4 protein-coding genes are annotated in these 15,122 nt (G+C 45.2%); all 4 read right to left on the bottom strand.

Translation table 11 applies throughout. The features are described 5' to 3' along the window. Positions 1 to 52: 52 nt before the first annotated feature. Positions 53 to 766 carry a cohesin domain-containing protein gene (locus tag NSS67_RS24225; protein ID WP_339316207.1) on the bottom strand — a complete coding sequence of 238 codons (714 nt, stop codon included), beginning with the start codon at positions 764 to 766 and terminating at the stop codon, positions 53 to 55. Between the two features lie 55 nt (positions 767 to 821). Further along, the gene (locus tag NSS67_RS24230) at positions 822 to 5,699 is read right to left on the bottom strand and encodes a discoidin domain-containing protein (protein ID WP_339316209.1); all 4,878 of its coding nucleotides are present in this window, start codon (positions 5,697 to 5,699) and stop codon (positions 822 to 824) included. 107 nt (positions 5,700 to 5,806) lie between these two features. After that, positions 5,807 to 9,772, bottom strand: a complete 3,966-nt coding sequence (locus tag NSS67_RS24235; protein WP_339316211.1) for a family 20 glycosylhydrolase — start codon at positions 9,770 to 9,772, stop codon at positions 5,807 to 5,809. 94 nt (positions 9,773 to 9,866) lie between these two features. Next, entirely contained in the window at positions 9,867 to 15,023 is a 5,157-nt protein-coding gene (locus NSS67_RS24240) for an endo-alpha-N-acetylgalactosaminidase family protein (protein WP_339316213.1), read from the bottom strand. Positions 15,024 to 15,122 lie beyond the last annotated feature (99 nt).

Genomic DNA, 15,122 nt, shown 5'->3' on the forward strand with positions numbered 1-15,122 from the left:
CGAGAAACAATCACCGTACTTCGTCTTCGGGCTGCTTTAATCTGGATTGTTACTACTCCACTAATTTCTTCGCTACCATCGCCAAATCAGCGACATCAATCTTACCGCTTCGATCGAGGTCGAGACGTTTCACTTTATCCCAATCCGAACTGCTCGAATCTACGCCATACTTCGCTGCGATAATCGCTAAGTCACCAATACTCACTTTGCCATCACCATTCACGTCTACAGGTAATTCCGTATTGATCTGAATCGTTAAGGATGCCGGTTTGATTCCGGATTCTACACCTTGATCGTTGCTTATTATCGCTTGAGTAAGCCGGATAACCCCGTCTGTGTCTTTTATTACATCTGCTGCTTTGAAACCAAGTTCAACAATTTCAGCATCGCTGGTAATCGGATATTGAGTGCCCAAACTTACCAAGATAACCCGCAACTTGCCAGGGGTACTTGTAGATGGTTCGTTGACAATAATTACACCTTCCACGAGAGAGCGGATAGAATCTGGAACGTATGCCATGACAGCAGGATCAAATTCAAAAGTAATGTCCTGTGCATACACACTACTTGAGACACTAGTGACTCCGTATTTCACAGTGAAGGACTCCCCAGGTGCAACGACGCCTTTACTTCCAACTAAAGTTGCTGAAGTCTCTAATTCAGATGCATCGGCGTTCACTGCTGGATTCGTAATGGATACCCAGCTTAAAATCACAGCCATAAGGGTCACCATAACTACCTTTTGATACAATCGGATACTTCTCATCCTCTTCTCACCTTCACCTTCATCTTTTAAATTTTGTTTAGGATGTTAGCGTGTGTTATTGATTTACGATTTGTCTCGCTATTTGAGCAAGATCTGTAATATCGATCTTACCATCACCATTCACATCAGCACGCTTCGCTTGCTGCCAATCAGGACTTGATGAATCTTTGCCGTAGTGTGCAGCAACGATACCCAGGTCACCAATGCTGACTTTTCCGTCGCCGTTAAGATCGCCTGATACTCCTGTTTGTTCTGGTTTCACTTCTACAGAGATTGTAGCTGGTGCAGTTGTGGTCTCTGTTCCGTCTTCATCACCTAGCAGTACATCTGACACGCTGATATTAACGGTCACCGTCTCAGATACTTCTTTTGCCTGGAATGTCAGCTCGGCAATTTGTTGATTTCCGCTTAATCCGTGTTCCGCACCTTCACTCGCCATAATCAAACGAAGCTTTCCAGGTGTTTTGGTTGACTCTTCAACAATCGCCAACCCTTGAATCAGTGATTTAGCGGACACATAATCCATGCGGTCAGCATCGAACTGAATGGTGATGTCCTGTGCAAATACCTTCCCGGAGATATTGTTCACATCATACCGGACAACAAAAGGCTTGCCGGAAGTAACGGATGGATCAGCACTCAATACGGCCTGCACTTGAGCCGTTTCCTGCTGCACTTGATACACCGTAATCTCAGCTACGGAGGCGAATTCACCAACGCCTTTTACAGCTTCCAGCTTAATGTGAGTCGCTTTCACCGGAGCGAAATTCACTTCCTTGAGCTGTTTGTTTCGCAGCCAGTTCCCGCTGGTCATGAGCGTGTAATTCACACCATCGGTGCTTGTGTACACGTTGTAAGCAGTAATTGTGCCATTGCCTTCATCTGGCCGAGGTAAGTATCCTAGCTTACTGATGGTATACTCTCCACCCAGATTCACCATAATGGATTGCGGAAGTGGATCAACGTTAAACCACTTCGTATGCCAATGTGTATCCGGATCTCCGTCCAATGCCAAATTCGGATCGTTTGAGCCTGCTTCAGAGCTTGTAGCTTCTGCACTCATTTGACTTTGCGGAATTTCGGTTAGGTTGCTCTGTCCAGTAACCGTCACCTCACTTATTGCTGTAAAACCGCCTTCTTCCGTCGTCGCGGTAATCGATGTCGTGCCCTGCCCTTTTGGTGTGACCATTCCCTTACTGTCCACGCTGGCAACACCAGGATTGCTGCTTACCCACTTAACAGTTTTATTACCGGCATTCTCAGGCTCAATTACCGCTTTCAATTGAACCGGTGCGTCCAACACCTTGAGTGAAAGTGTCTCACGGTCAAGCTTTATGCCAGTAACCTTCTGTCCGTCTTCCAATGGGATGCCGAACAGCTTGAATTCTCGAATAGCAGCCTTTGATTGAGCATCTGGCAGTCCGGTGATCGTAATTCTAGCGTATCTACCTTGGCTTCCAAATGTATCCTGAATCGTATCAGTTTCCTGATTATTCGTTCGATTCGTTACCGTAATCCAATTGGAGTTTTCGGTCTCCCGAATTTCAATTTTGTACTGATAAGCCTTGTTACTGTGTTCAAAAGAAACCTCGGAGGATTTAATAGAATGCATCAAACCGAGATCAACCGTCCAGCTATGACCATTGTTCGTATCCGCTGCTGACCAGAATGTCTCCATATTCCCATCATTAGCGAGGCCAGCCGGATGCGCTTGATCCGCACTGTCCGCTGCAGCAGATTTACCCTCTGAAATCAATCGAACCTCAGGTGCTGCCTTCGGCGCTTCATAGACATCAACCTCCGAAGCCGAAGCGAACCCTCCAAGTGCAACAGCTGCTTCAAGCTTCACATAGCGGGCGGAAACGCTCTCGAAAAGAATGTATTTTTTCAAGTTGTTTCTGAGCCATGTACCACTGGATACCTTTGTATATGTTTCTCCATCCGTGCTGACATAAAGGTTATATGAAGTAATAGTCCCATTCCCAGCATCCAGTCGTGGTGCATACCGGAATTGGCTAATCTTGCGAACCTTACCTAAATCGAGAATGATGGATTGCGGGAGCTTATCGGATCCATCCCATTTCGTATGCCATACGGAATTCCGATTCCCATCAATCGCTTTAGCTGCTTCCGCACCGGACTGGAAGCTTTTCGCTGAGGCTGTCATCTCATTTTTAGGTATCGCTGTCGGTGAAGGCTGTGATAGATCACGATACAAATTGATCTCTGCAGCGGATGCGACACCCCCAACAGCTTCTGTTGCTTCAAGCTTCACAAAAACAGCTTCTACTGTATCAAAATTCACCGTCTTCTCTAGTTTGTCATCGTTCCATTGTCCACTGCTTACGAGAGTATAGTTGGTTCCATCCATACTCGTATACAGCTTGTAACCTGTAACTGTGCCGTCTTTGCCACCGTACTGCCTTGGCAAGTATTTCATTTTATTCACATACTGTTTAATCCCCAGGTCTAAAGTGATGCTTTGCTTACTTCCAGCATTTGGTGTGGACAGCCATATCGATTCATAGCTGCCATCCAGCACATTAGCTGCCGGCGTATCCGAACCGGCATTCGCTGCAGTCGCAATCATATCTTCCTGCGGAATACGACTTGGGTCTGTGTCCTCCTGAGGCAGCTCAATTTTGACAGCATCTACAAGTGGAGTCGTATCTGCTGAAAAGCCTGCGACTTTCACATCAAATTCCTTATCCGTTGATATGGATGGCGTTTTAATGTACAGAATGCCGCCTTTATCATCCTTAGCATAGTACCAGCCACTTGATGCTCCATCCCATGCTGCTTTGGACTGCAATTCAGAATAGGATGCTCCATCTACAGAAACAGCCGCCGGGTGATCTGGCATATGGATCGTAAACTGATTCTTACGTGACTCCAATTTGCCTGTATAGTCACCTACGCTTGCTCCAACCTTAATCATCAAATCTCCACTTCCTTGCTCTGGAGCGGTGGAGGTTATTAATGTTTTTGCAAATTTGCCTGTACGATGCTCCTTCGATGTACCATCATCTTCATACAGCGTAAAGCTTGATGATTTATAAGGATAAATATCATAAGTAATTGGATCAGGAGGAACCTGACCGTCGTATAACGATTCAGGATACATCGGGATGATAGCCCCACCCTTTACTAGAAGCGGCAAACGATCCAGTGGAGCATTGTATTCGTCTAACATTTTTGAACCGTAATGTTCTTCTCCTGTCCAATAATCGATCCATTTTCCTTTCGGAAGGTATATTCCGTTTCGCATCGTCGTGTCGGTATATACTGGCGCAACGAGGAACGATTCCCCGGACATGAATTGATACTGTGTTAACGTTCCCTTCGAGTTCGGATCATTCGGATCAGAATAGATCATTCCCCGCATGATCGGAGCTCCTGACTCGTAAGACTCATTGAGATAGGTATACAAGTAGGGAGTCAATTGCTGTCTTAGCTTCAATGCATCTCTGTTATAGCTCGTATAAGGTTCACCCCATACCCAAGGCTGCTTATCTTTGGCTGCCCAACCAGACATGTTCATCAGAATTGGAGTAAAGATCTTCCACTGCAAGTCACGTACGTAGGTTTTAGCGCTTCCTCCGAAAATCCCATCAATATCACCGGTTGAGTATGGCATCCCAGATAATCCTGCCCCGATCATCGACGGGATATGGAATCGAATGTATTCCCAGTTGCCCGACTGATCTCCGGACCATACGGTAGAATATCGCTGGGTACCTGCCCAGCCACCAACGGACCAGACATAACCTCTGTCATCAGAGTTATCTTCAATCCCTGTAAACGCCTGTTTGCTGGCACCCAAGGCGAAATCGTATCCAGGTCCCACCCAGGCAACGTCGAGTTTAGCAAGCCTTGTACCCTCTACGCCAACTTCTTGTGCGATTTTATCAACACCATTTTGAGTCCATAATCCGGTATAAAAACCTTCCTTATGGAGTTCGTCAACGGTGTTACCTAGATCCGTATACCCGCAACCGTATCCGTCATTCGGTAAAATCCAGGCTCCTGGCATATCATTTTCTCGATATTTTTTGGCAATTAGGTTAACAACATCGAGGGTCTTTTCTGGATCTCTGTTGTAACAATCCGCATCACCAAGTCCCATCCCCCAACGAGGAATCAAGGACGGTTTACCTGTAAGATCTGTATAAGCGTTCAAAATATCGTTCATTGTCTCACCGTAGAAATAATAAGCATCAAACCGATTTTCGTTATGCGTTAGCTTGACGGTCGAATCAAAATCATAAGTGCCGCTTTGAAACGTGTTGCGAAGCACTCCGTAGCCTGCGGTGCTCAAGTAGAATGGTGCAGGATTCGAAACCGTGCCGCTTCCCCAGTCCCCATAGTTGTTAGCAATGGTAATTTTGCGATCACGATGGTTGAAGAATCCATTCTGCATACCGCCGCCGTAGAAATATTCATCCTCACCCCGGATAAGCTGTTGTGAGGCCGACTGTCCGTTATAGTTCAAGCTAGACGATTCTTCCCATACCACCGTTTGGTTGTCACTTTTATACATGGCGAACTTTAACGGATTTTTGTAGGCTCGCAGCACGAATTTCCCTGTTTCCATCTTGTAATACATGCCTTCATCAGACCACCTTACATTAACAGGTCCGAAATCATCCTTGATGACGATTGGCTCTATTGGCTTTTCCGTGCTTTTTCCTGCCAATTCCTTGAATTGCCCATTCACGCCAAGCCAAATCCGGAACATATCCTCCCGCTGAAAAATCACTTTAATCTTGTCAGAGCCTGACGTGATTTCAAACGTGTTATCATCTTTCTTTACGAAGTCAGAAATGTTGCCAACGGAAGCGCCATGGGCGGTTTCCGGGCGAATCATGAGCTCTGTAGCCACAAGGATCATCAATGCAAGCAGCCACACAAAGCGATTATAAATTGTTCTCAATCCATTCCCTCCATTCAAATGAAGCGGCAAGACAGGATACAGCCTTCACTGTAGTTTGAATTCCTTGTCTTGCCGCTTGGATTCTTGTTGCTATTGGTCTGCGTTTATTACTGCAGTATTTTCTGTGCGATAAATGCTAGATCACTAATATCGATCTTTCCGTCGCCATTCACATCTGCACGTTTCGCCTTATCCCAATCTAGGTCTGCAGAAGTCTTGCCATAGTTAGCAGCCACAATAGCCAAATCGCCGATGCTGATTTTTCCATCACCGTTCACATCTATAGAAGGCTCAGGATCGGTTGCTGTTGTAAAGTCCACTTGAACCGAGGAAATAGCTGCGCTCGTTTCCTGTCCATTGCTATCACCCAGCGTTGCACTCTTTACAGCCATACGTCCGGCTTGGGGTTCTGTCAGATCCTTAGCCTTAAAGGTAATTTTAGCAACATCAACATCGCCTTTAATCGCACTCCCGGAACCTTGGCTAGCCACTATCAGACGCACATTTCCTTCTGTATTCTTCGTCTCAAGGATACCCACACCGTCCACCAACGAAATAGCGGACACGTAATCCATTAGCGAAGCGTCGAATTCAAGTGTGATATCTTGGGCATACACTGCCTCTGTAACATTGTGGAGGCCTAAGGTTATATCAAAATTCTGACCATAAGGAACGGTTTTCGGAGCAGCTATACTTGTTGCCACTTCACCTGAAATCTCCTTAATCACCGTAATCTTACTCACCGCTTTATATCCGCCAGATACGGTAGTCGCTGTAATATCTGCGGTTCCTGCCTTTAACGCAGTTATGACAGCTTTCCCGCCTTGAACTTGAACAATCGCAATAGCCTCATCGCTACTACTCCAGGTCACCTGTTTATTCGTTGCATTCCCCGGTTGAAGTAACGCACTTAGCGTGTGTGTTTCTCCGACCTTCATCGAAATCTCTGCTTTATCCAGCTTGATACCGGTTACTGGAACTTCAGCAACGTTATTGCTGAACTTGAAATTATCGAACACGGTAACAGAAGGACCAAATACTCTAGCTCCCATTTTTCCTGCATCTGTTGGGATCTGCGCAATAGCCGCTTCAAAATAGGTCGTTCCATTTACAATCAAGGTTACATGCTTCCCTTCAAACTTCACTTTTACGGTCGATGTCGTGCCTTTTTTCAATTGAGCGGCCTGAGCATTGGTCAATAAACCATAGGAATCCTGAGCGTTCACCCAATACCAAGCACCTTGATCAAAGCCTATAGAGGCCCAAGCGTCATTATTGACATACCGTAAAAGCACACCCGTTCGGATAACATTACTTTGCGGTGTAATCTTGAACTCAATCTCACCATCACCAATGATCGGAGATTGCTGATCTATAAACAGATTGTTTACATTGTTCGAGGTGAACTTAACCGCATGCTCACCCACTTGATCAGGTGCTTCGACAAGCTCCATACTTCCGACACCTTTTCCGATAACATGCTCCCAACCTTCGAGCGAATTATTCTCAAAGCTCGCTGAATATCTCACAGGCTCTGGAACTTCTACAGGATCCTCTGGGTTAGGCGCGTAGACTTCAAATTCATACATGGAGTAACCATAGGTTCCCACTCGCTTCGTACCTAACATTCGAACATATCTCGCTTGTTCAGTTGGGAATTTGACGATTTCTACTCCGCCTACTCCAGCGTTAGTCGTATAAACATCCCGCCAGTTGTCTGCATGATCGGATACTTGAACTTTGTAGCCTTTGGCATAAGCACCTTCCCACTTGAAAATAACCTTACTAATGTCTGTACTTTGGCCTAAATCAACGTAGATCCACTCGTTGTCTGTATATTTGGAGGACCAGCGAGAAGCACCCGTATCGATCTCATCCACAGTAAGACTAGCTGGGAATTGAGGCACTTCGACAGAAGAAGTTACTGCTGTTTTGTGAGCAGCCAAATTGATCGTCCAAGCGGGTGATCCTGCTTCCTCCGCAATTTCTTTCCCCGATAGCACTCGATTAAATATCTTGAATTCATCCAGTAGTCCAGTGAATGCTTTCGATGAACTGCCGATCATAGCCGTAGGAAGCATTGTTGTTACAGCAACAGAGCCCTTTAGATCCCCGTCAATGTACAAGGAGGTTCCATTCAGATCTCCTCTGAAAGCAACATGTACCCACCGCCCAACTGGAATCGCTGCATTAAAGCTGTAATCATAGCCCTCTCGGGTGAATCCGGCATTGGGTGTCCCTTTCTGCTTCAGCTTTAGTGCACCATATTCGGATTCCATCAGTATTTTTTCATCCGCTTCTTGTTGGTCATCAAGCTTAACCCATGTGGAGACCGTCCAAGGGAAGCCCTTTATTTGAAGTGGTGTTTGAATATGATCTGAGGTCCCTGCAAACCGTATGCCTTTTCCTGTCTTTCCATCATCCACTCGAGTAACGCCAGCTCCTAATGTAGCATCATAGGAATTTCCGGACTGATCAGAGACCGTCTGCGTGCCTTCTTCAAATGGATAATGAATAACAAGATCAGTGGCCGTATTCACTTCATGTAATAAATTCGTTCCAGGACCTTCGCCAAGCTTCGTTGACAACTGCTGAAACTCGGTGAATGTGCTGTCCGTGGACTGGCCTCTCCACATTTTTTCCGCCAGAACAGGCATTGCTTTCTTCACACGATCATGGACATCCGCTTCACTTACCTTCTTGCCCATCATATCGTTCCAAGTCCCGAACATCGCACCGAGCAGGTTCGGCTCACCTTCCTGCAGCTTGGTATTTCCACCAAAGTGCGTTGGGTCCCAGTTATTAAACAACCACTGTGAATCCAGATAGTCATGGTAATATCCAGCTTTCGGTACAATATAGAGCGTGGAATCAACCGTATTAATAATTTTGAACCCATCTCTCACCGATGCCACTGGATCTTGCCATCCGTTATTCCAGGCGTTTACGGCAATATCCTTGTCTACAACCGTTGTACCAGGGAACGCACTCAAGCTGCCCCACATTCTTGATTTCTTCCCCTTACTCTTCATGTGTTCATTCATTGTGTTCAGAAACTCACGATACTTCTCAAAAGTAGTCCGGTCATTAGGCGCGAATTCATCGCCTCCAAAATGAACCGTTTCCGAATCAAACCATTCCCCATCTAAATATTCGTCCCATACATCCTTGATGAAATCGACCGTTTCCTGACGTGTAATATCCAGATGATCGACAGGCAAATTATCCTTAACCAGATCCGGTCTGACCTTTGTAAATGAAAGAGCATGGCTGGGGGTGTCAATTTCCGGCGTAATGTTAAGCCCCCGGATGTTGGCGATGTCCTGCAATTCACGCATATCCTGTTTCGTGTAGTGTCCATCCTTTGCTGTTAATTCCGGGTATTTGGTACTTTCTAAGCGGAAAGCCGTATATTTGTTCCAATGCTCCCTGCTGTTATCCTTAAAAATTTCGTTATCGTTCAGATGAAGCTGGAAATCATTCATTTTGTAATAGGACATAAATTTGGCGTAATCCTTTAGGAAATCAATCGTGAAAAATTTGCGTCCTACATCGAGCATAAAACCACGTTCTCCATACTTAGGAAAATCCTTCGCTACCCCTTTTACAATGCTAGACTTCTCGGGATCCTGCTCCAAAATTTGCAGAGCCGTTCTTGTTCCATAGAACACACCGGTCTCGGTGTTTGCATGTATTTCCACGTAATCTCCGACTTCAAAGTAGTAGCCTTCCTTGCCAATCGATTCATCAGCTGTCTTATCGAGCGTAAGCAGGAAGTCACCTTTAGAAGCAGGCTTTTTTTGAACAATTGGTAAATCATATCCGGTTAATTCTTTAAGATCCTCTTGAAAGACCTCAGCGGTAGCGGGTAGTTCGCATAAACATTCACTCGTAGGAATTACGATTCTGGAATTGGCTGTCAGCTTGAAAGAACCACTACCTCCAGTCCACTCTTGTAAACTTGGTATCACTTTTGGTTTAGCGTTCTCTGCTTCAGCTGCTGCTGCAAATGGTAGTGGAGTAGAGTAAAACACTAGACAAAAAACTGTAAGAGCGTACAACCATTTTTTCATCCTTCATCCTCCTACTAGTTAAATCATCCTTTTTGAAAAAAACCAGGTACATCATGTTTAATTACTCACACATGTACCTGGTCTGTTACCTTGATTACTCTACAATTTTGCGGGCTACAATAACCAGATCTTCCAATCCGACTTTGCCGTCACCGTTGATATCTGCTTTCTTCGCTTTCTCCCAATCTGGGCTTGAGGTAGACTTGCCATATTGCGCTGCAACCATTGCCAGATCACCGATCGTTATTTTACCGTCACCGTTGATGTCGCCTTGCGTTCCTTTCTTACCAATCTCTACATTTACGGAAGAGATGGATGCCAAAATTTCCTTACCCTGATCATCTGAAATGATTGCACTCTTAACGGCAATTACACCATTCACCGTTTGGTTAACTTCCTTCGCTTTAAAGGTTAATTCAAGGACATCTGCACGGTTACTAATGCCATTGGTCGCACCTTCACTTGCAATAATAAAGCGAAGTTTACCTGGTGTGCTGTGGATTGAATCGATAACACTTACCCCACTAATTAACGAACGCGCCTCAACGAAATCCATAACATCCGCGGCATACTCTAGGGCGATGTCCTGCGCAAATATTTTGTCAGACAGATTCCGGAGTCCATATTGAACTTTGAACACTTCTCCTGGCTGAACTTGACTTGGCGCTGTCAAAGTAGAGGAAGATTGGGGCTCTCCGTCTGCTTCTGTTACGATAATCCGACTGGTCGCAGAGAAGTCCCCATCCACCGTTGTTGCCGTAATTATTGTTTCGCCTACCTTCAAGCCTTTAACAAGAGCATGACCGTCTTGCTCTTCAACGGTTGCTACAGCTTCATCACTGCTGCTCCATAGTACTTTTTTATTCGTAGCATTCAGAGGTTCTGTCACTGCGTTCAATTCGCCCGAGCTACCTACTTTAATCTCTAGCTGTTCTTTGTCCATGGCGACGCCTGTAACTTTTACTACTTCTGATCCATCCTCTGTCTTGAATACATTTAGTTCTGCAGCAGATGCAAAGGTACCCACGCCTGCTATAGCCTCAAGTCTTACATGTGTGGCTTCTACTGCTGTAAAGCGAATCATTTTCGTGGTCTGATCGAGTGGCCATGATCCGTTCGCGATGGGTGTAAAATTCATTCCGTCAACACTCGTGTACAGATTGTAGCCTGTAATTGTTCCGTTGGAAGCAGCTGTTCTCGGAGTATAGTTAAACTGATTAATGTTATATTTGCCTCCGAGATCCAAAGTAATGGACTCCGGTAAATGTGCAGGGCTCCATTTCGTATGCCAGATTGTAGATACATCTCCATCAATCGCATGACTTGGGTCATCTCCAGGCTGGAAGCTACTTGCCGTTGCAGTCATCTGCGATTGTGGGATTTGCGTGTTAGGCATATACACATGAATCGTCGATGTTGCACTTTTTTTACTTCCATCCTTCGCAGTAGCAGTAATAACGGCCGTACCGGCTTGAAGTGCAGTAACTTTTCCTGTCTGATCCACGGATACAATGCCCGGCTGGTCAGAAGTCCAGAGAAGTGTCCGGTCATAAGCATTTGCTGGTTTAACCTGAGCGCTAACAGAACCTGACTGTCCTTTGTTCAGATCCATCTTGTTTGGCGTTAACGTAATCGTCGAAACGAGCTCACCTTCCTCTGGAACGATCGCACCCTCATCATCGACGCGAATGTTATCGACCACCAGCGTACCGGTTAACTCCTTCTGATTGTTCAGCTTGTTTTTGATAATGGCCAGATAAGCATCTTTTGCCCCTTCGGTTGTAAAAGACAGATCCAGCGTATTTCGTCCTTCTTTCAAATTCTCACTTACTAAATCACGAACTACCCCATTCTCCTTCACTCGAATAGCCACTGTGTACATATCCGTCTCATCCGAATTGTAGTCCAGCGTCAGTTGGTAGCGGTTATCCTCCTTCATCCCGAGCGTGTGAGGCAATGTACGTAGCCATTCACCTGTTCCTTCTTCATTCGTTTTAAGCGACCAATTACCATCCAGAACATAAGTCATGATCTGATTGTCGCCTTTTTCAACTAAATGCGTACGAACTGGACCTATTTTAGAATAAACAAAGGGACCCCATCCCTCATCAACGTTCTCGAAATCCTCGAACAATACAGAATTACCAACGTCCGTTTTGGTTGGATTCTCCCATACTCTTACATCATCAAAGGTTACAGTCGAGCTGCCATCTTCTACATTCAAATAGAGATTGGCTGTCTCACTAACCGCATCAAAGGTAACCTTAATCCGTTGGAAATTCGTGCTCACATATTTGTGCTGCTGGGCTAAAAAGCCATGCTCCGTGTTATTCAGCGTATTAAAAACCTTGTCAGCCCCTTGCTTCACACCGATTTCCACGGTGCGTTTCCCATCCACTTTCACCCATACCGATGCAGAATACGTCTTGCCCGGTGTAAGTCCGGTAATCTCCTGCTGAATTACTGCGTCACCCGGACCCTTCACTTGAAGCTGGTCATCGGCGTTACTGTTCTTCACCAATTTAATGTGATCATCGCTTGCAGCTGTGGAGGATTTCTTCCAGCTACCGAATGTTTGGCTGTCAAAACCCGGGTCCTTAACCGAACTCCCTTCGCCCCATACCATTTCCGGCTCTTCAGCAGCTGTTGTCTTATACAGAGCATATCCAATCCCCGGCTGAGCTGTAATTATGACTTTACCTCCAGTTACTTCTACACCGCCAACATGCTCACGTCCTAAATCTGTCAGCTTATATAACTGTGCAGTCGTTACGTTACTCCATGATTCTGGAAGACTCCAAGTCGTTTGACCACCTGCTGGATTCCAGTGATAGATTTTATCTTCTGTCTCAGGACTCCATGGAATAAAGACCGTACTGTCACTGATGTTGCTGCTATCCGTCATGATAGCGATTTCACGACCATCCTTGCTTAAATGAATCTTACCGTCCTGCTTACGTTCAACTACAACCTTCTCTTCAAAGTCGATGCGGTTATCGGTCATCTTGATGATCGGGAAATGCTGCATATATTTTGTTGGAAGATTGTGATTGAAGAATGCCGCGCTTGTTGATTGGTAGCTGTAGAATGGAGCACTGTTCTGCCAGTAACCCACGCCTACCTGCTTATTTCCTTTCAGCAAAGGAGTTGTTAAGAAGCCATCCAGCGATTGATTCCGGAGGAAACGAGTAACCTTACTATCATCACCTTGGTTAGGGTACCCTGGATCCGTTCCCCAGTGAACCCAAGCTGCCTGCTCAAACAGAGGACCAGCAAATTCTGTTCCGAGCATCCAGCCGTTACCGTTAATATAATCTGCGAGTTTCTTCGCATTGTAATCAGCACCGTCATATACATCCACATACACAAAGGAAAGGTTGTCGCTCGTATCGCTTTTCAGCATATCTAGACGTCTTTTTAATTCACCGGACTCCACGTCTTTGGTTTTGTTTACATAGAATGTCTGATCCAACCAGCCCCAACCTTTACTCAATGGCTGATTCATATTTTCCATCTTGGTTCCAAAAGCATCCAGCGCGTATTCCGTTGCGTTAATATGAACACCGCCGCGGATATTGTATTTCTTTCCTTCACTCAAAATATAATTGAAATCCTTCTCTCCACCCTGACGAATACCAATATGGCCACCGTAATCTGGGTGAGAGTCATCATGTCCTTCCGCTTGGTATCCTTTGAATAGGATCAACTGTCCAAAGCCATCCGTGAGATTAGAGATTTTCTTCGCATTATCAAAAGCACGCAAGAATGGAGAAGTTGTAGTTGAACCAATGTTCATGCTGATATAAGAAATATTGTCACGGATCATTTCACTTCCCGTTGGAGCATCTGAATTCTGACGATATGCAATGGCCCCATCTTGCCAGTCTACAATTTGGTCTCCATTCGCATCTGGTGTCAGTACAACCTTAGCCCAAGGCAGTGGCTCTGGATCAAGCACAGTACTTCCACGATAAACCCATGACCCTCCTGATAATGCTGCTTTCTTCGTTTGAAGTGTTATATCATCAGCTACCTTAATACGTACCTTATCAAAACCATTTACTACATTGGTGATTACACTTGCAGCTAAGACGTCAGAGTTAACGAATGCATACGTACGGCCTCCACTCACGTTCGCTGCCCCTGTCTTAAGATCATTAAATTCGTCCTGTACAATGTTCCAGCCCCCAGTGATCCGAACAGCCGTTTCCTGTGCTGTAGGCTGGGTTCCAATTACAGAGACAAGGTCATGATCAGGAAATTCGATCGTCTTCACTTTTTCGGTACCATTCTCTTCGATGCTGGCCACCTTGAACTGAAGAATATTGTCCTGGACTTCCATTTCAACTTTGAGGTTCACTTTAATTTCTGGAATTTGAAGCGTGTAAGCTGCAGTCTCACCATGGGTAGCATCGGCTGCTTTTTTACTAAAATCAGAAGCGACAACGAAATAGGACTTTTCGTTAACTTTTATTTCATTAAATCCATTTAACTGTCCATACATTTCCGCGCCGCTGTCTAACCATGTGTATTGTTTAACCCGTGGGAATTCCTTATCGATCTCAACCTTCATCGTATCCGAGCTTAGTGTTTCCGTAATCGTAATCGGCCTTGGTACAGGATCAGTGGATATAATTGGAGTTACCTTCACATCGTCAATCCATAGGGTTTTGTTATTAAACCAACTGCGAAGTCCAATCTTCCCTGCACTTGTCGATAAAGCAGGAAGACTCGTCGTAAGCACGTTATTGCCATCGATCGATAAATTTACGCTACCTTTCTCATATCGCAATTTGAGGGTATATTGTTGATCGGCAGCAAAGGTAAAACTAGGAGCCGCAATATTTCCATACGATTCCGTCCCATCTTTCATGGCATCCCAGCCCCAAGAGCCCGCATCATATTGAATAACATTGTAATTATTGCTATCCACGAATCGGTAGACCAGTCCAAATCGTGTGGCAGGCTGACTAAATTTTAACTTCACTTCATATTCAGCGTTAGCAACCGGAGGTGTATCTTGATCTGCTAAAATAACAACCCCTTGTGTCACCGCCTTAACAGCACCTTGATCCGCCGAAAAGGTAGTTGTTCCCTTAGCTGGAGCCCAACCGCTGATGTTGCCATCATTGTAATCCCTGAAATACACGTCCGATTCTTGAGCCGCGAAAACGGCTGCCGACGGTAATGCAATTTGTACCCCTAGTAAGAACGCCAATAGAATGCTAAACGATTTGTAACGTTTTCTCATCCCTACGACCTCTTTTCACTTAAATATAAGTAGAATGCACTTTTCCGCTTCACATATTTCCTTTAATTGTATGTTTTTAACATCACAAAGGCATAATGA

This window comes from Paenibacillus sp. FSL R10-2734, assembly GCF_037963865.1.
GTDB lineage: Bacteria > Bacillota > Bacilli > Paenibacillales > Paenibacillaceae > Paenibacillus_AQ.

Excerpts from the sequence above, each read along its gene's own strand:
- NSS67_RS24225 (WP_339316207.1), bottom strand. The coding sequence starts at position 766 with ATGAGAAGTATCCGATTGTATCAAAAGGTAGTTATGGTGACCCTTATG.
- NSS67_RS24235 (WP_339316211.1), bottom strand. The coding sequence starts at position 9,772 with ATGAAAAAATGGTTGTACGCTCTTACAGTTTTTTGTCTAGTGTTTTAC.
- NSS67_RS24240 (WP_339316213.1), bottom strand. The coding sequence starts at position 15,023 with ATGAGAAAACGTTACAAATCGTTTAGCATTCTATTGGCGTTCTTACTA.